Annotated in this window: 18 protein-coding genes; 13 read left to right on the top strand and 5 right to left on the bottom strand. The window is 63.0% G+C overall.

Annotated elements, in window-relative coordinates; genetic code table 11:
- Nucleotides 1–34 precede the first annotated feature (34 nt).
- Nucleotides 35–940, top strand: coding sequence for a LysR family transcriptional regulator (locus ACFFNA_RS26650; protein WP_378922898.1), 906 nt, complete (start codon nt 35–37; stop codon nt 938–940).
- A gap of 141 nt (nt 941–1,081) precedes the next feature.
- Here the strand turns inward: ACFFNA_RS26650 and ACFFNA_RS26645 are convergent, their stop codons facing one another.
- On the bottom strand, nt 1,082–1,693 hold the full coding sequence (locus ACFFNA_RS26645) for an LOG family protein (RefSeq protein ID WP_111549207.1): 612 nt from the start codon (nt 1,691–1,693) through the stop codon (nt 1,082–1,084).
- 112 nt (nt 1,694–1,805) lie between these two features.
- Between ACFFNA_RS26645 and ACFFNA_RS26640 the strand changes: the two genes are divergently transcribed.
- Nucleotides 1,806–3,272, top strand: a complete 1,467-nt coding sequence (locus tag ACFFNA_RS26640) for a LysM peptidoglycan-binding domain-containing protein (RefSeq protein ID WP_378922896.1) — start codon at nt 1,806–1,808, stop codon at nt 3,270–3,272.
- A gap of 29 nt (nt 3,273–3,301) precedes the next feature.
- Here the strand turns inward: ACFFNA_RS26640 and ACFFNA_RS26635 are convergent, their stop codons facing one another.
- Nucleotides 3,302–4,093: an NAD(P)H-dependent oxidoreductase gene (locus ACFFNA_RS26635; RefSeq protein ID WP_378922894.1), complete on the bottom strand. Its 792-nt coding sequence runs from the start codon at nt 4,091–4,093 to the stop codon at nt 3,302–3,304.
- A gap of 93 nt (nt 4,094–4,186) precedes the next feature.
- On the opposite strand from ACFFNA_RS26635, the gene ACFFNA_RS26630 reads away from it, so the two are divergent.
- The 8 genes from ACFFNA_RS26630 to ACFFNA_RS26595 all read left to right on the top strand — a co-directional run bounded on the left by ACFFNA_RS26630 (nt 4,187) and on the right by ACFFNA_RS26595 (nt 11,423).
- Nucleotides 4,187–5,119 (top strand): LysR family transcriptional regulator, encoded by a 933-nt coding sequence (locus tag ACFFNA_RS26630; RefSeq protein WP_378922892.1) that lies wholly within the window; start codon nt 4,187–4,189, stop codon nt 5,117–5,119.
- 119 nt (nt 5,120–5,238) lie between these two features.
- Nucleotides 5,239–6,132, top strand: coding sequence for a LysR family transcriptional regulator (locus ACFFNA_RS26625; protein ID WP_378922890.1), 894 nt, complete (start codon nt 5,239–5,241; stop codon nt 6,130–6,132).
- 121 nt (nt 6,133–6,253) lie between these two features.
- Nucleotides 6,254–7,090 (top strand): SDR family oxidoreductase, encoded by an 837-nt coding sequence (locus ACFFNA_RS26620; protein WP_378922888.1) that lies wholly within the window; start codon nt 6,254–6,256, stop codon nt 7,088–7,090.
- A 25-nt stretch (nt 7,091–7,115) separates the two neighbouring features.
- Complete coding sequence (locus ACFFNA_RS26615) at nt 7,116–7,499, top strand: DUF1330 domain-containing protein (RefSeq protein WP_378922886.1); 384 nt, start codon at nt 7,116–7,118, stop codon at nt 7,497–7,499.
- 88 nt (nt 7,500–7,587) lie between these two features.
- Nucleotides 7,588–8,658, top strand: coding sequence for an alpha/beta hydrolase family protein (locus tag ACFFNA_RS26610; RefSeq protein WP_378922884.1), 1,071 nt, complete (start codon nt 7,588–7,590; stop codon nt 8,656–8,658).
- A 64-nt stretch (nt 8,659–8,722) separates the two neighbouring features.
- Nucleotides 8,723–9,070 (top strand): ArsR/SmtB family transcription factor, encoded by a 348-nt coding sequence (locus ACFFNA_RS26605; protein WP_378922882.1) that lies wholly within the window; start codon nt 8,723–8,725, stop codon nt 9,068–9,070.
- Between the two features lie 20 nt (nt 9,071–9,090).
- Nucleotides 9,091–10,971 (top strand): ABCB family ABC transporter ATP-binding protein/permease, encoded by a 1,881-nt coding sequence (locus ACFFNA_RS26600; protein WP_378922880.1) that lies wholly within the window; start codon nt 9,091–9,093, stop codon nt 10,969–10,971.
- Nucleotides 10,972–11,075: 104 nt separating this feature from the next.
- Complete coding sequence (locus ACFFNA_RS26595) at nt 11,076–11,423, top strand: antibiotic biosynthesis monooxygenase (RefSeq protein ID WP_111549217.1); 348 nt, start codon at nt 11,076–11,078, stop codon at nt 11,421–11,423.
- A gap of 9 nt (nt 11,424–11,432) precedes the next feature.
- Here the strand turns inward: ACFFNA_RS26595 and ACFFNA_RS26590 are convergent, their stop codons facing one another.
- Nucleotides 11,433–12,296 carry an SMP-30/gluconolactonase/LRE family protein gene (locus ACFFNA_RS26590; RefSeq protein ID WP_378922878.1) on the bottom strand — a complete coding sequence of 288 codons (864 nt, stop codon included), beginning with the start codon at nt 12,294–12,296 and terminating at the stop codon, nt 11,433–11,435.
- A 229-nt stretch (nt 12,297–12,525) separates the two neighbouring features.
- Here ACFFNA_RS26590 and ACFFNA_RS26585 point away from each other — a divergent pair, with 229 nt between their 5' ends.
- Together ACFFNA_RS26585 and ACFFNA_RS26580 are read left to right on the top strand one after the other, a co-directional pair.
- Nucleotides 12,526–13,224, top strand: coding sequence for a phosphatidylserine decarboxylase (locus tag ACFFNA_RS26585; RefSeq protein ID WP_111549219.1), 699 nt, complete (start codon nt 12,526–12,528; stop codon nt 13,222–13,224).
- 3 nt (nt 13,225–13,227) lie between these two features.
- Nucleotides 13,228–14,046: a CDP-alcohol phosphatidyltransferase family protein gene (locus tag ACFFNA_RS26580; protein ID WP_111549220.1), complete on the top strand. Its 819-nt coding sequence runs from the start codon at nt 13,228–13,230 to the stop codon at nt 14,044–14,046.
- 34 nt (nt 14,047–14,080) lie between these two features.
- Here the strand turns inward: ACFFNA_RS26580 and ACFFNA_RS26575 are convergent, their stop codons facing one another.
- Nucleotides 14,081–16,303, bottom strand: coding sequence for an AMP-binding protein (locus tag ACFFNA_RS26575; protein ID WP_378922875.1), 2,223 nt, complete (start codon nt 16,301–16,303; stop codon nt 14,081–14,083).
- Nucleotides 16,304–16,427: 124 nt separating this feature from the next.
- The gene (locus tag ACFFNA_RS26570) at nt 16,428–16,835 is read right to left on the bottom strand and encodes a tautomerase family protein (RefSeq protein WP_378922873.1); all 408 of its coding nucleotides are present in this window, start codon (nt 16,833–16,835) and stop codon (nt 16,428–16,430) included.
- Nucleotides 16,836–16,948: 113 nt separating this feature from the next.
- Here ACFFNA_RS26570 and ACFFNA_RS26565 point away from each other — a divergent pair, with 113 nt between their 5' ends.
- Complete coding sequence (locus ACFFNA_RS26565) at nt 16,949–17,812, top strand: LysR substrate-binding domain-containing protein (RefSeq protein WP_378922871.1); 864 nt, start codon at nt 16,949–16,951, stop codon at nt 17,810–17,812.
- The last annotated feature ends 65 nt before the right edge of the window (nt 17,813–17,877 follow it).

Raw genomic sequence — 17,877 nt, 5'->3', positions numbered from 1 at the left:
AGACCTGAAAGGACTTGAACCCTCGGGACAAAAAATGTTCGACCTGCGCCAGCTTCGCTATTTCGTCACCGTCGCCGAAACCGGCAATGTCGGCCGCGCCGCCGAAATGCTGCATATCTCGCAATCGCCGCTCAGCCGGCAGATCATGCAGCTCGAGGAGCAGCTTGGCGTTCCCCTGTTTGAAAGAGCCAGGCAACGGGTCCATCTCAACGCCGAGGGCCGCGCCTTCCTCACCGAGGCCCGCTCGCTGCTGTCCAACGCGCAACGATTGGAGGAGTTCGGCCGCAACCTGGCCAGCGGCGCCGTCGGCCGTCTCGCCATCGGCTATGTCGAAGGCGCCGTACATGCCGGGCTTGTCGCCGGGATGCTGCGTCAGTTCCGCCGTGAACGGCCGGATTTTCACCTTCAGTTGAGAAGCCTGCGGTCGGCGGCGCAACTGGAGGGGCTGCGGCAGCGGTCGCTCGATCTGGGCTTCGTCTATTCGCCACCGGCTGACGAAGACCCGGACATCGCCACTATGGCGCTGCGCCATGAACCGCTGGTGCTGGCGATCCCCAAAGGTGATCCGCTTGTAGAGTTGTCGGACATCAGGCCGCACCACCTCGACGGCCGCACCTGGATTACCGTCGTGCGCCAACCTGACGACACCAACCGTGGCCAGTTCCTGGCTGCTTGCGCCAAGGCCGGCTTTTTGCCCGACATCGCTTACGAGACGGCAGATCCGTTGACCTCGCTCGGTCTGGTCAGCGCCGGGCTTGGCCTGGCGACGGTGCAGGCCAGCCTGCGTGCCGCCGCACCATCGCGGATCGTGTTTCGCGACCTGCCATGGTTCGAACGCACGGTTTCCATTTATCTCGCGTGGCGGCGGCATGATCGCCGTGCGGTGATCGCCGGCTTGAGGGAGGCAGCGCGGGAAGAGGGTAGGGCAGTAGGGCAGTAGGGCAGTAGGGCAGTAGGGCAGTAGGGCAGTAGGGCAGTAGGGCAGTAGGGCAGTAGGGCAGTAGGGCAGTAGGGCAGTAGGGCAGTAGGGGACACTCCAGGCAATCTACATACTGCCTTACTGCCCTACTCCCTTATTCCCCTAGAGTTTGTCGATCACCGACTGCATGCCCTCGGTCGGGGCGTCGACGGAGGACCCGGCCACCATGATGGCGGCGACGATTGCCTCGGGGTCGTTGACCACCAGCGGCTTGACCCGCTGCGCGGTGTGGATGAAGCCCTCGGCGGCCATGTGGTCGAGCAATGCCAGCATCGGATCCCAGAATCCGCCAATGTTGCCGAAGACGATCGGCTTGCGGTGATGGCCGAGCTGCGCCCAGGTCATGACCTCGACGATCTCCTCGACCGTGCCGATGCCGCCCGGCAGCGCCACAAAGGCGTCGGATTTTTCGAACATCCTGTGTTTGCGCTCGTGCATGTTATCGGTGATCACGAGCTCGTCGAGCCGGTCAAGCGCGGTTTCGGTCGCCTCCTTGTTGATCAGGAAGCGCGGAATGATGCCCGTCACCTTGCCGCCGGCACGCAAGGCGCCCTCGGCGACGGCGCCCATGATGCCTTTGGTGCCGCCGCCGTAAATCAGCCTGAGGCCGGAGCGCGCAAGCGAGCGCCCAAGCAGGTGACCGGCCTTGGCATAGGTTTCATCGCGGCCCGGAGACGAGCCGCAATAGACGCAGACGGATCGAATCGTGTTCATACGATGATTGGTGATTGGGTCTGAATGCGGGGTCAAGCCCGGGGCGGGCTTTTTCTTGTCGGCTTTGGCAAAACAGGCTAGACCGGCATTAGGTGGCTAAGGGGTAGGGAATATGGCAATTAATCCACTGAAGGCGTTCTTGTTCGCAGCGGGTGGGACCGTTGCGGCCGCAGGAACCGCCTATGTATCGGGCGCACTCGACCCGTATCTCAATCACACGCCGCCGGCGGAAGTAGCGGCACTGACGCCGCCCGCGGCGCCGAAACCGGCCGATCCAGGCACGGAAGCGCGGCTGCCGCCAGCGGCGGTGCCGGCTGCTCCCGCTGCGGCGCCTCAGGCGACGGCCCCGGCCGCACCGGCAACGGATGCGGCGGCGCCCGCTGCAACCGGTCCGATCGTGCCGTCCTTCGATGTGGTGCGCGTCGAGAGCAATGGCTCGATCGTCATTGCCGGCAATGCGGCGCCCAACTCAAAGGTCGAGATCCTCAGCGGCGGCACTGTGCTCGGCTCGACGGTCGCCGGCCCCGACGGCGCCTTTGTCATCGTGCTCGACGATCCGCTGAAGCCGGGCGACTATACAATTGCACTGCGCGCCACCACCGGCGATGTCGTGACCGCCTCGGCGCAGACCGCCGTCGTCTCGGTTCCCAAGGATGCGGCCGGCCAGGTGCTGGCCATGGTCGAGGAGCCCGGCAAGCCGGCCGAACTGCTCACCGTTCCGGCGCCGGAGACAAAGCCAGCCGCCCCGGCGGCTGGCGACCAGGCTGCCGCCCCGGCTGCTCCTGCAGCCGAAGCCCCTGCAACTGCTGCTCCGGCTCCAGCTACGCCGCCCGCGGCATCAGTGGCCGAACCCAAGATCGTCGTCGAGGCGGTCGAGATCGACGGCAACAAGATTTTTGTCGCCGGTCTCGCCGATGCCGGCCGCAAGGTGCGCGCCTATGCCAATGACATCCTGCTCGGTGACGCGCAGACGTCGCCGGACGGCCACTTCCTGGTCGAGGCGACGCGCGACATTCCGGTCGGCAGCTACACCATCCATGTCGATGGTCTCGATGCCGACGGGGTGAAAGTCGTGGCCCGCGCCGCCGTACCGTTCGAGCGCGAGCCAGGTGAATCGGTCGCCGCCGTGGCGCCCGCAGAGCTCAAGCCGGCCGAGCCGAAGCCGGCCGCGCCCGCTGCCGAAGCGCCTGCCGCTCCAGCACCTGCCGCGCCGGCCACGGCCGCTGCCGAAGCGCCAGCGACGCCGGCAGCGCCCGCCACTGAGGCTCCGGCCGATGTGGCAGCGGCAACGCCGCCAGGCGATTATGTGCCCGAGACGGTGGCGCCCAAGCTCGAGCATGCCGGCAGCGCCGTCATCATCCGCCGCAACGATACGCTGTGGCGGATTTCGCGGCGCGTCTACGGCCATGGCGTGCGGTATTCGACCATCTACCTCGCCAACCAGGATCAGATCAGCGATCCCGACCGCATCTGGCCTGGACAGGTGTTCAAGGTCCCGGAAAAGTCGAAGGAGGGCGAAGCCGCCGACCTCAAGGCGTTGGGCGAGCAGGCGACAACAGCGCCGCCCAAGACCAAGTAGAGCCAAGGCCACCCAGAGGTCGAAGTCAGCTAGCTCGTTGAGCCGCTCCGGTGAAGTTTGAACCCGGTCATGTTCTGATCGCCGAGGTCAGGGCGTAGGTTCATGCTCGGAATCAAATAGTCGCCGCCATTCTGCCGGCGATAGGGAATGGGCTGCGTGGTAGCGAGCGTTCTCATTCGCTCGCGCAGGCGCTCGGCAGCGGGCTCGAAGTCGGCTTCACCAAAGCGGTCGACGCTATAGACGACAAACGGCGGAAGCACGTCGTAACCCGGGTAGTAGAGAATCCCGTGATTGATCGGGAACAGCAGGTCGTCGATCTCTCCGTTGACGCCGCGAGGCGCGTAGTGCTCTTTCCAGCCACCGGCTGTCACGATCAGCATTGCGCGCTTGCCGACCAGGGTTCCTTCTCCGTAGCGGTCGCCCCATCGCTTGTCGCTATGCTCACCAACACCGTAAGCGAAGCCGTAAGCGAAGACCCTGTCCACCCAACCTTTGAGAATCGCCGGCATGGCAAACCACCAGAGCGGAAACTGGAGGATCAGCGCATCCGCCCAAAGCAGCTTGGCGATTTCGGCCTTGACGTCTTCTGTCAACGCGTCGGCCTCGAAAGACTTCTTTGACGCCGCGACAGGCATCAGCCGCGCATCCGGCGCCAAAGCCGGAAAATCGGTCCGATCGACCGCTGATTTCCAACCTTGGGCGTAAAGGTCCGTTACCCGCACTTCGTGGCCCTGTGCCTCCAGTTCTTTGATGGCCACGTCGCGGAGCGCGCCGCTGAGCGAGCGCGATTCGGGATGAGCGAAGACAAGCAGAATTTTCATGCGGCGACTCCAGGGATTGAAAACCTGTCCACCAGGTAGGCAATATCGAAGCAATCCGCTATGTATTGGTAATGGATAAGATTGTGCCGAATAATGGATAAATCGGATATCACGCTCGAACGCATGCGCACCTTCGTTCGCGTCGCAGAACGGGGCAAGCTGTCGTTGGTTGCCAATGAACTGGGCATCGGGCAATCGACGGTCACGCGGCATTTGCAGGAACTCGAGGAGGCGGTAGGCGTGCCTTTGCTCAGCAGGACAACCCGGCGGGTCACGCTGACCGACGAGGGTAGCCGGTACTATGCAAACAGCATGCAGATCCTGCGCCTTGTGGAGCAGGCCGGCGACGAAGCGCGGGGTGCGCGCGGCGCGCCGGCGGGCACCGTCCGGATATCCTGTACGGCGGCCTTCGGGGTCTTGCACGCCAGCCGATTCATCTTCGCCTTTCAGGATCGATATCCCGAGATCGGAATTGACCTCAGCCTCACCGACGAGCGTGTTGATCTCGTCCGGGAGGGCGTCGATATCGCGCTTCGCCTGGGGCCACTCACGGACAGCTCGTTGAAGCTGCGCGCCCTCGGCCAATCAAGGCGTCTGCTTGTGGCGTCGCCGGATTATCTGGCGGCGCGAGGCAGACCGGTCATCCCACCTGATCTTTCTCGACATGAGGGCATCCGGATGTCGAACGTGGCGGGCAGCGAAACTCTTGCTTTGCAAGGCGCCGGCGGCGAGCTCCATATCGTGCCTTTCGCGGGGCGACTGCGCATCGACCATGGACTGGCCGCACGCGAGGCCCTGGTTGCGGGCCGAGGGATCGCACCGGCTCATCGATGGCTTATCGACGATCTTTTGGCGGCAGGCTTGCTCGAGACGATACTGGTGGACTATTCGCTGCCCTCCGTCCCATTGAACATGCTGATTGTCCCGGAGCGCGCGGCCGTCGCAAGGGTCCGCCTACTGGTCGACTTTTTGGCTGAACAGATTGCCGATATCCCAGGGATCGAGAAATCCATCTCAAAGCGTTAGCCGCTATCTGGGTGCTTCGGCCGCGATCGGTCAGCGGCCGTCGGGGGGAACAAATAGCTGAGGACGAACATGCCGATTGGGCGCTATAATCGACGCGCAGTCAGAAGCAAGGCTTATAAATGAGAAAAGGCGACTTCAGCGAGCTGGCCATGTTTATCGCGGTCGCCGAAGAGGGAAGCTTTACACGTGCCGCCGCAAAGCTTGGCCTATCCCAGTCGGCACTGAGCTACGCCGTCCGCATGCTCGAGGAGCGGCTCAAAGTCAGATTGATCTCACGAACGACGCGCAGCCTGTCGCTGACCGACGCCGGAGAAAAGCTGCTTCACAGCCTGCGTCCGGCATTCGACCATATAGACAATGAAATCGCTCAGCTCACCGCACTTCGTGACAAGCCTGCGGGCACAATCCGCATCACCACCTTCCGCCATGCGGCAAGAACGGTGCTCTGGCCTGTCCTGCTGAAGCTCCTGCCGGAATATCCGGACATCGCTGTCGAGATCAATGTCGATGAAGGGCTCACCGACATCGTCGCCGGCCGGTTCGACGCGGGCATCCGCGTCGGCGAGCAGGTCGAGAAAGACATGGTTGCGGTTCGCGTGAGCGCCGATATCCGCATGGCGGTGGTCGGCTCCCCAACCTACTTAGCCGCCCGTGTGGTCCCCCAAACGCCGCGTGATTTGAGCAACCATAATTGCGTCAGCTACCGGCAAAGCGCAGGAGGTGGGCTCTATGCGTGGGAGTTCGAGCGTGACGGCGTCGAGCTTGAGGTCCGGGTCAGCGGGTCACTCGTCATCAACGACAATGAGATGCTGGTAAACGCTGCCCTCGGCGGACTGGGGCTGGTTTACACCTTCGAAACTCAGGTTGCCCAGCACGTTGCCGACGGACGTCTGATCCGTGTGCTGGAGGATTGGTGCCCGCCATTCTCCGGCTATCACCTCTATTATCCAAGCAGACGACAACAAACCCCGGCCTTCGCCGTCCTGATCGAAGCGCTCCGCTACAAAGGGTAGTGGTTTGCGACTGGCGATGACGCATTTATCAATCCCATTTCTAAGTTCATGCAGATAATAGCGTCTAATCAGGATAAGCTGTGCGGTCTATCTCCTGTCCATCGAAGACAAGGAGTTGGATATGAGCAAGGTCTGGTTCATCACGGGTGCCGGCAGCGGCATCGGCGCCGCCACCGCCAGGGCGGCCCTGAAGGCGGGCGATCGGGTGATCGCGACTGCCCGCAATCTCGACAAGGTCCGCAATGCGCTGAGCGATGTCGCAGGCGACAGGCTCGTGTGCGTCCAGTTGGACGTCGCCAACGAAGCACAGGCGAAGGCTGCGGTCGACGAGGCGATGAAGGCCTTTGGACGCATCGACGTTCTGGTCAACAATGCCGGCTACAGCCTGCTTGGCAATTTCGAGGAGTTAAGCACCGCCCAGATCGAGGGGCTGATCTCGACCAATCTGTACGGCGTCATCCACGTCATGCGCGCGGTCCTTCCGGTCATGCGCAAACAGCGCTCGGGCCGGATCATCAACATCAGTTCGCTTGCCGGCATAATGGGCTTCAAGCATTGCGGCGCCTACAGCGCTGCCAAATTCGCGGTCGAAGGCCTTTCCCTCTCGGTGGCGCAGGAGGTCGAACAGTTCGGCATCAAGATCGTGGTGATCGCACCGGGCTTCTTCCGCACGGACCTCCTCGATGCGCAGAACGCCAAGTATGGCGCCAGCACGATCGAGGACTACGCGGCTGAAGGCACTGCCCAAGACATGTGGTCTGGCTATGACGGCAAACAGCAAGGTGATCCCGCCAAGCTCGGCGCTGTCTTCGTCAAACTTGCCGGGATGGAGAATCCGCCAAGGCAGTTCCTGGCCGGCAGCGACGCCTTTGCGGCGTTCAAGCCGGTCCTCGAAGGACACCTTGAGGAACTGAGCGCTTACGAGGATCTGTCCAGGTCGACAGACGGCTCATTCTAGCCCCCAAAGCCAAAGGAATTGTACAATGAAGAAACTCGCCATCGGCGCGGCTGCAGCCACGGCCGTCACCATCGCTCTCGCAGCAACAGGCTATGCGCAGAACACGCAGGCGCCCGGCTACATGATCGCCAACTACACGATCAAGGATGACGCGGGTTACCAGAAATATATGGAAGAGGCGGGCCCGCTAGCACCGAAATACGGCGGGAAGATCATCGTCTTCAACCTCAACGCGACCGCTGTGGAAGGCCAGCCGAAAAAGGTTATCGCCATAGCCGAGTTTCCAAGCCTGGCCGACGCCCAGCGCTTCTACAATTCTCCCGAATATACGGCCGCGAGGACGTTCCGCGTCGCCTCGACCGAAGGCACGGTTGTTATCACGGAAGGGTTTGTCCCGCCGCAGCCATAACGGGGGAATAGGGCGGGGCAGCACCGAGTGTGTCCTCGCCTCAAATCCCAGCGGACATCGACATCTCAACATTATCAAGGAGGCCCACATGGGCAACCAGCGCGACAATTCTGTTCAGCAGGAAGGCGCTCTCTCGAATGACCGCCGGCAGCTTCTGAAAGCGGGGGTGGCGCTTGCCGCTCTCCCTATCATCGCCGCCTCATCCGCAGTTGCGACGGCTGCGGACAATCAAATGCAAACGGGTGCAACCATGACCGATGCCAAATCCGAAGAGTTCATCAATGGCCTTGCCGATTTGATGGCACACTCAACCCGCACTCCGATCCTGAGGTGGCCGAATGAATACGGCATGGAATACGAGGAGATCTTCTTTCCGGCGATGGATGGCGTGACGATCGAGGGTTGGTTCATCCCTGCCCAATCGGACAGATTGCTCATCTTCAATCACCCCATGCCCTGCAATCGCTACGGCTACCCGGGGCATCTGGAGCCGTGGAAAAATTTCGGCGGCTTCGAAGTGAATTTCCTGCCGGAATACAAGCTCCTGCATGATGCAGGCTACAACATCATCACCTACGACATGCGCAACCATGGTCGCAGCGGGATGGGCAGCGGCGGCATCAATGGCCACGGCGTGCTGGAATATCGTGACGTCATCGGATCGCTGCGTTACGCGAAATCCCGGCCCGATACCAAGGACATGAAGACGGCCCTTTACAGCCGCTGCCTGGGAGCCAATGCCACCATCGTGGGCATGAAGAAGCACCCGGAGGAATTCGCCCACATCAAGGCGATGATCGCCTTGCAGCCCGTGACGCCGGCGGTATTCGTCGAAACAGCGGTCGAAAACCAGAAAATCGCCAATGGCCTTGATCTGTTCGACGTGGCCTTTCACAAGCAGACCGGCTTTCACCTCGCCGACGTCTGGCCGATGGACTATGCCAGGGCAGTGACTGTTCCGACACTCGTCGCGCAGGTCCGCAATGATTTCCTGACCAAGCCCTCCAATGTGCAGGAAATTTACGACACCATTTCCTCCGAAGACAAGAAACTCTTCTGGATCGAAGGGACAGACCAGCGTTTCGAAGGATATAACTACTTCGGAAAAAACCCCCAGCTGGTGCTCGATTGGTTCAGCTCTCACATTCCAACGGCCTAGCAGCCAAATCTGCCCATAAGGGCAGCTTGCCGCAGAACCGGTCATCGTTTATCGCCGATGGACGATGATCGAATCCCCCTTCGAAACAGACGGACGCCGCCCCGCGCCGCGCAACTGCGCCCCGGACAGCCGCGTTGTCGCCGCAAGGCTTGCCGCCCTTTCACATCCGGCACGCATCGAAATCATAAAACACCTGTCGGCCAGCAACTCCTGTTGCTGCCGCGAAGTCGTCGATCGTTTCGATCTGGCGCAGTCCACCGTGTCACAACACCTGAAGATACTGGTCGAAGCCGGGTTGGTTCGCTTCGAGCCTGATCGCCAGCGCTCGCGCTATGCGGTCGACCACGCCGCGCTCGCCGATGTTTCCGCATCGGTCGCCGCGCTCGTCAATTCCTGCTGCTCCGGCCGCTGAAAATAAGAAGAAGGCACAAAATGGCCGAAAAAACCGTCTCCGACTCCTCGACCTTCAAGACGCTGCTCAATCTGTGGCCTTACATGTGGCCGGCGGACCGTGCCGATCTCCGGGCACGGGTCACCTGGGCGACGCTTCTGCTGGTCGTCGCCAAGCTGACGCTGGTCGCCGGCCCTTATTTCTTCAAATGGGCGACCGACGCACTGGCCGGCGACGCCAAGTCCGTGCCGCCGCTGCCGACCTTCCTTTTGGCGCCCGTCATGCTGGTCGTCGCCTACAATGTCGTGCGCCTGGTGCAGCTTGGCTTCAACCAGCTGCGCGACGCGCTGTTTGCCCGCGTCGGCCAGTACGCGGTGCGCCAGCTCGCCTTCCGCACCTTCGTCCACATGCACGAACTGTCGCTGCGCTTCCATCTCGAGCGGCGCACCGGCGGCCTGTCGCGCATCATCGAGCGCGGCACCAAGGGCATCGAGACGATCGTGCGCTTCATCATGCTCAACACCGCGCCGACCATCCTCGAATTCGCGCTGACCACCGGCATCTTCGCCTACACCTATGGCTGGAAATACGTGGTCGTCGTCGCGGTCACCGTATGGGTCTACGTCTGGTTCACGGTGCGGGCCAGCGACTGGCGCATCTCGATCCGCCGCGACATGAACGACAGCGACACCGACGCCAACACCAAGGCGATCGACTCGCTGCTCAACTACGAGACGGTCAAATATTTCAACAACGAAGGCATGGAGGCCGAGCGCTTTGACCGCTCGATGGCGCGCTACGAGATTGCCGCGACCCGCATCTGGACTTCGCTCGGCTGGCTGAATTTCGGCCAGGGCATCATCTTCGGCCTCGGCACCGTCATCGTCATGTGCATGTCGGCGCTGGAAGTACAGGCCGGCACGCAAACGGTCGGCGATTTCGTCTTCATCAACGCCATGCTGATGCAGCTGTCGGTGCCGCTCAATTTCATCGGCTTCATCTACCGCGAAATCCGCCAGGGGCTGACCGATATCGAGCAGATGTTCGACCTTTTGGATGTGCCGCAGGAGATCGTCGACAGACCGGATGCCAAGCCACTCGCCGTCAGCGCCGGGAAGGTCGAGTTCCGCGACGTGCATTTCTCCTATGACCCGAACCGCAAGATCCTGAAGGGCATCAGCTTCGAGGTGCCGGCCGGCAAGACGGTCGCCATTGTCGGGCCATCAGGCGCTGGCAAGTCGACGATATCGCGGCTTCTGTTCCGCTTCTACGACGTCCAGGGCGGCCAGGTGCTGATCGACGGCCAGGATATCAGGGACGTGACGCAGGAGAGCCTGCGCGGAGCAATCGGCATGGTGCCGCAGGACACGGTGCTGTTCAACGACACCATCGCCTACAACATCCGCTATGGCCGCATCGGCGCCAGCGAAGACGACATGCGCAAGGCGGCCGAACTTGCCCAGATCGGCCCGTTCATCGAGCGGCTGCCCGATGGTTACAAGTCGATGGTTGGCGAACGCGGGCTGAAGCTCTCCGGCGGCGAGAAACAGCGCGTGGCGATCGCCCGCACCATTTTGAAAGCGCCGCCGATCCTGATGCTCGACGAAGCAACTTCGGCGCTCGACAGCCACACCGAGCAGGAGATCCAGGCCGCGCTCGATCTGGTCAGCCGTGGCCGCACCACCATCGTCATCGCCCACCGGCTGTCGACGGTGATTTCGGCCGACGAGATCATCGTGCTGCAGGATGGCCAGATCGCCGAGCGCGGCACCCATGCCGAGCTGATGCGCAAGCACGGCCTCTACGCCTCGATGTGGGATCGCCAGCGCGAAGCGACCGAAGCCGAGGAGCGGCTGCGCATCGCCCGCGAGGGCGACGAGCTTGGCGTCATCGTTCGCCGCCGCACGTCGGAGGTGAATTGAGGTTTGGGAGGCACTGACATTTCCGCTTGACCTCAACTTAAGTTGAGATTGTAGGCCGTTCTTGGAGCCCGGAAACACCAAGATCCAAGAACGGAACAATCGAAATGAGCAAGACAAATCAGAGCGCTGATGGTGGCAGCGTGTTCAGGGTGGACAAGTTTGTCGTCCCGGCCGCCGCCCGCGAAGAGATACTCGCCAAGGTCAAGGCAACGCATGAGGTGCTGCGCCGGCAGGATGGCTTCGTGCAGGATTTCCTGCTCGAGCAATTCTCGGGACCGGGCGAATTCAACCTTGTCACGATCGTCGAATGGGAGAGCCAGTCGGCCGTTGACCGGGTCGTGCCGATCGTCACGGCCGAGCATGCGCGTGCCGGTTTCAATCCACAGGAGACGATCGCCCGGCTCGGTGTTCGGGCTGATATCGCCAACTATCAGCGGATCCCCGGGGTGTAGGTAAGGCTTCTACGGCCAGCCGACGCCAGGTGCCGGCGCTTCAACGCTGAGCACCTGGCCGGTGCGGGCTTCGCTGACCATATGCTCGAAGCCGCGCCATTCGGCGGCGACTATGAACAGCGTTTTCCTGTCCGCACCGCCCAGCATGCAGGCAAAGCAGCCGCGATCGATAGTGACGGTCTGCAGCACCTCACCGCCTTCGCGCACCCGCACACAGTGCTTGTTGGGGACATCCGCATACCAGACCGCGCCTTCGGCATCGAGGCAGATACCGTCGGGAAAACCGTCCAGATCTGCCCAGACGCGGCGGTTGGCGAGGCTGCCGTCCGCGACAATGTCGAAGGCGGTCAGCCGATTGGCGTGCGATTCGGCAATGATCAGCGTCCTGTTGTCTGGGGTTATGGCCATGCCGTTGGCAAAGGCGATATTTTCCGCCACTTGCCGGATCGCGCCGTCCGGCGTGATCAGCACGACGGTACCAGGGCCGAAATGCTGGCCGGGAGCCGGCGCCGGGCCGCCGCCATTGATATAAATGTTGCCGCGTCCGTCGACGACGATCTCGTTCCACGGACTTTTCGACAGGCCTCGCAAATCTGCATGGGTGACCAGTGAGCCGTCCGGTTCCTGGCGTAAGAGCAAGCCCTCGCGACCAGAGATGACGAGCAGGCGGCCATCCGGCAGCCAGTCGATGGAGTAGGGCAGGACAGCGGGCACGGTGAGCACGATCTCGCTGTTGCCACCGGCGTCGACGGCGACGATCTCGCCGGTGCCCCAGTTGCAGAGCCACAGGCGCCCGTCATGCCAGCGTGGCGATTCCCCGAAGGCGAGGCCTTCCGTGACGAGACGTGTTTGAGGGGCTGATGGTTTCTGCATGTGTGGGTAATCCTTGTTGCGCGCGTCATCACGGCCGAGCGGTCCATGAAAGACGCCGTCTCACCAAGGACGGGCGAAAGGACGGGTTGCCGACAGGCACCGCGCAACAATTTCAGTTCGCACGGCTCTCGCCAATTGCGGCCAATGCGGCCTTGCCGATTGTTGCGTTGCGGTGAATTGGGCTTTCGGCTATTGAGGCCGGACTTGAAACGGAGCCTGCCCCAGCCCGATGAGCCTTGTCGATACGGTCAAGAACGCGTTCGTACCGATCCATCGCGAAGGCTATCCCTTTATCGCGGCCTTCGGCGCGGCAACGCTTTTCCTGGGCTATTTCTCGTCGATCCTGTTCTGGATCGGCCTTATCCTGACCGCCTGGTGCGTCTATTTCTTCCGCGATCCCGAGCGCGTCACGCCCGTCGACGACCGCCTGGTGGTGAGCCCCGCCGACGGCATCATCTCGGCGGTTGGACCGGCGGTGCCGCCGCGCGAACTCGGCCTCGGCAATGTCGAGATGACCCGCATCTCGGTGTTCATGAACGTCTTTTCCTGCCATGTGAACCGCGCCCCGGTGCGTGGCCGTATCGCCAAGATCGAACATCGGCCCGGAAAATTCCTCAATGCCGAACTCGACAAGGCAAGCACCGAGAACGAGCGCAACGGCCTGGTCATCGAGAGCCCCAACGGCACGGTCGCTGCCGTGCAGATCGCCGGCCTGGTGGCGCGACGCATCGTCTGCTGGGCCGAGACCGGCGGCTCCATCGCCATCGGCGAGCGCTTTGGCCTGATCCGTTTCGGCTCGCGCGTCGACGTATTCCTGCCCTTGACCGCCACGCCGCGCGTTGCCGTTGGTCAGACCGCGGTCGGTGGCGAAACCGTGCTGGCCGAATTCGGCGGTGTCGCCGGCACCCCTCTAGTGCGGATTTCCTGACCGGTGGGCACGCAATACAAAAAGTTCGAGGCCCATGCCAGCGGCGGCCCGCGCATCCGCGAAATCCCGATGCGCATGGTGCTGCCCAACCTCGTCACCGTGCTTGCCATCTGTGCCGGCCTGTCCGGCATCCGCTTTGGCTTCGAAGGCCGTTTTGAGCCGGCAGTGGTGATGGTGCTGCTCGCGGCGTTCCTCGACGGCATTGACGGCCGCCTGGCGCGGATGCTAAAGGCGACCTCCAAATTCGGCGCGCAGATGGATTCGCTGGCCGACATCGTCAACTTCGGTGTTGCGCCCGCCCTGGTGCTCTATGCCTTCCTGCTCGACCGCGCGGGTTCGCCGGGCTGGATCGCAGCACTTCTGTTCGCCATCGCCTGCGGGCTCAGGCTTGCTCGCTTCAACGTGCTCGATGACGAGAAGGCCGAACGCCCCGTTTGGCAGTCCGAATATTTCGTCGGCGTGCCGGCGCCGGCGGGCGCCGTGCTGGTGATGCTGCCGCTCTATCTCTATTTCCTGCGCACAGGTCTGGAGCCCAGTCGCCCGGCTGCCTTCGTCGCCACCGGCTTCACCGTGCTGGTCGCCTTCCTGCTGGTCAGCCGGCTGCCGGTCTATTCCGGCAAGAGCCTGAGGATACCGGGCGACAAGGTGCTGCCGATCATCCTGGGTGTCGTGCTCTACGTGCTCTTGCTGATGACCTATCCCTGGTACACGCTGACCGCCTCGGTCGCCGGTTATCTACTCTTCCTGCCGTTCAGCGTGCGCGCCTATTCAAAGCGCGCCAGGCAGGAAGGCGAGAAGGTGCCACCTTCGGACATCGGTTAGCGGTTCTCGAATTCTCGATCAGGTCTTTGTAGTTTCAGGCCGCAACGCCGAGGCCCAGCCTGTCGATCGCCAGCTTTCTCGTTGACACATAGTCGGTCTTGCCGGAACCCAGCACCGGGATTTCCTCGACCTTGACGATGTCGTTCGGCACCATCAGTTCGGCGGCACCCGCCTGTTTGCCGAACTTGCGCAACTCGTCGGGATTGGCATCGTCGGCGGTGGTGACCAGCACGATGCGCTCGCCACGCCTCTTGTCCGGCACCGCCACCGCCGCATGGCGTTCTTCCGGCCACAGCGACTGCACCAGCATCTCGACAGCACCCAGCGACACCATTTCGCCGGCGATCTTGGCGAAGCGCTTGGCGCGGCCGCGAATGGTGATGAAGCCCTCGCGGTCGACGGCAACGATGTCGCCAGTATCATGCCAGCCGGTCAGCGGCTGCAATTCGCCCGGGCGATCCGCAGTCATGTAGCCCATCATCAGGTTCGGTCCGTCGAGCCACAACTGGCCGGCGTCGGAGATGCCTTCGACCGGCTCCAGCTTCATGCGCATCGCCGGCAGCAGCCGGCCGACGGTGCCATCGCGGCCATGGATGGCGGTGTTGACGGCAACCACCGGTGCGGCTTCGGTCAGCCCAAAACCTTCGATGATCTCGGCCTGGAAGCGTTCGCGATAGACGCGGCGGGTTTCCGGCTTCACCGCCTCGGCGCCGGCGACGACGAAACGCAGGCTGGAAAAATCGCCGTCCTTGGCGGTGCGCGCATAGTTGGCGAGGAACGTGTCGGTGCCGAACATGATGGTCGGCTTCGCCTTGCGCGCGACCTCCGGGATGATCTTGTAATGCAGCGGCGAGGGGTAGAGGAACAGTTTCACCCCGGTGACCAGCGGCAGGATGGTGCCGCCCGTCAGGCCGAAGGAGTGGAACACCGGCAGCACGTTGAGCAGGATATCGGCGGGCGAGATGGTGATGCGCGCCTCGGCCTGCATGGCGTTGGCAAGCAGGTTCCTGTGCGACAGCACCACCGCCTTGGGCGTGCCTTCCGACCCCGAGGTGAACAGGATCACCGCAGGCTTGGCCGCATCCTGCCGCTGCAGCGGCCAGCGCCACAGCAAGGCGGAGGCAAGCTTGTCCAGCGCGGCGACGCTTTCCCGCACATCCTCCAGCCAAAGCAGCTTGGCGCCGCCGTTTTCGACCGCCGCGACGATGTCGCCGAGGTCGGCCTTCTCGACGAAGGCACGGGAGGAGACAACCGTGCGGATCACCGCCGTGCGCACCGCGGCGGTCACGCTGGCCGGGCCGGCGGTGTAGTTGATCATTGCCGCCACCCGGCCGGCAGACAGCAGGCCGACAAACGACAGCACCACGCCATTGGCGTTGGGCAGAAGCAGGCCGACCGCTTCGCCCGGCGCCGTCACCGCCTCGAACCGGCGGCCCAGGACGCGGGCGCCGATGAACATCTTGCGGTAGCTCAGCGCGCCGGAGATGACATCCTCGATGATCGGGTGCGAGGCGCCGACACGGGTTGCGGCATCGCGCATGGCCAGGAACAGGCCACGATCGAGGTCGGTGCCGAAAAGCCGGGCCTCGGCGACACGGTCGAACAGCGCGTTGGTGTTCGAGGCCTGGTCGGGGTTGCGCGCCACCAGTTCGGCGATGGTCATCGGCTCCAGCACGCTGATCGACAGCTGTGGAAACCAGTGCCGCGGTGCCTTGTCCGCCGGCGTCAGCGACACCGGCAGGCTGCGCGCGCCGGCGACAAAGATCGGCACGATCTTGGCGTCGGCCTGCATGGCGATGCGGGTGACGGCGCGAAACAGGCGAAACGTCTTGACGTCAGGCTCGACCGCATCCGGCAGATAGACGGCGAGCCGCCCCTTGCCCTTCAGCACGCGCACCAGCCGGCGGCTGACGAAGACATGCTCGGCGTTGAAGGCGATGGTGCGGCCAAGCTCGCGCCACGGTTCGAGCCATGGCGACCGCGCCGAGACCTCGTCGAGGATATGCAGCGTGTCGTCCGGCAGCAGCGACAGCATCAGCGCCGGCTCGAAACGCGATTGGTGCGAAATGACGTAGATGACGGGCACCTGCGCCTTGCGGGCGATCCTGATGCGGTTGTCGCTGATCCGGTAGGCGAGCTTGAACGGCACATAGAGCAGTGCCTGGGTGAAACGCAGGCCGAGGCGGAATTTCTCCACCACGCCGATCAGCAGCCAGGCCAGAACAAGACCCGCAAGCAGCGCCAGTGTCAGGATCATGCCGCGTCTCTCCCAACGATTTTAGCATCGCGGCTCTTTTGCGGCCGCTTCGGCCAGAATCTAGACGATGTGGGAGCAACGTCAATGCGGAGCTTTTTCCTTCTGCCCTTGTGGGAAGAAGGAGCTACGCCGCCTTCAACCGCCCGCTGATGAAACGGAACTCCTGCGTCTTGCCGCCATAGCCATAGGCGGCGGCCGGCACTTCGTGCACGAAGGCATAGCTTTCCTCGTGCACCCCGCCCAGCAGGCGGCCAAAGGCGTCGAAGATCGTCTTCAGATAGGCTTCGAGTTCGAGCTTGGTGTTGGTGCCGTCGACCACCTTGATATCGAGCCAGAACGTGTTGCTGCCATGCTCGGCCAATGACTTGCCACCGGCGAACCAGTGCTGCGGGTCGATATAGGATACGGCAACCGCGGTGATGGTCGGATCCTTGCGCAGCTGCGTGGCGGTGATCTCGGTGATTTCTCTGGCGATCCTGGCGGACAGGGCGGCATCAGGTTTGCCGGTGACGCTGATGTTGATGATGGGCATTTTTCTTCTCCTTGGTTTGAGCGGCGTCTGATCGCCGTTGGAGAGACCATGCCACTAACATTGAATCAAAAAAATCGAATTGTTTTTAACTGAAGATTCGATATTATCGAACTATGGAAACGCTCGATCCTGATCTGCTCCGGACCTTTCTCGCTTTCGTCGACAGCGGCACGCTGGCGCAGGCGGCTTCAAGCGTCGGCCGTTCACCCTCGGCGGTCACCGCTCAGATGCAGCGGCTTGAGGAAATCGTCGGCGAACCGCTTCTGGCGCCGCAGGGCCGGGGCCGTGGCCTGACGCCGGCCGGCGAGGATCTCGTCGGCCACGCAAGGCGCATCCTTGCCGCGCACCGCGAGGCATGGCTGGCGTTGAAGGGCGCGCGCGCCGCCGGGCACGTTGCCATCGGCACGACGCAGGATTTTGCCGACAGCGGCTTGCCCGAGCTGCTGCGCGCCTTCGCCGTCGGCCATCCGCGCGTCAGGATCGAATTGCGTGTCGGCCGCTCCGCCGAACTGGCGCAAGCGATACAGTCCGGCGGGCTCGATCTGGCAATCGTCATGCGCCAGGTGGCAACGCCGGACGAAGTCGGCGTGCTGCGCGAGCCGATGATATGGCTATGTTCGCAAAAAGGGCTGGCCTCGCGCCAGGAAGAATTGCCGCTGGCGCTGCTCGATCCGTATTGCGGCTTTCGCGAAGCAGCACTTGCCGCACTCGATGCGGCCGGCCGCCGCTATCGCATCGCCGCCGGCAGCGCCAGCCTGGCCGGCCTGCGCACGGCCGTGAATGCGGGTGTTGCGCTGACGCTTCGAACGGCGCGCTTTGCCCATTCCGGCATTGTCGAGGCGCCGCGCGAATTTGGCCTGCCACAGGTTCCGACGGCTGAATTCGCCATTCGGCTGCGCTCCGGTGCCGATGGTCCGGCATCCGATCTGGCTGCACTGCTCAGCGGTAACTTGGCTCTGCCCGGGCTCCTTGGCTGAATCGACGAGATCGGGTCTCGCGGCGGATTAAGCGCCAAAGAAAAAGCCGACCTTGCGGTCGGCTT

Source organism: Mesorhizobium kowhaii (genome assembly GCF_042431665.1).
GTDB lineage: Bacteria > Pseudomonadota > Alphaproteobacteria > Rhizobiales > Rhizobiaceae > Mesorhizobium > Mesorhizobium kowhaii.
Note: the sequence above shows the minus strand (reverse complement) of the source record. Positions and strands in the feature narration are given on the sequence as shown.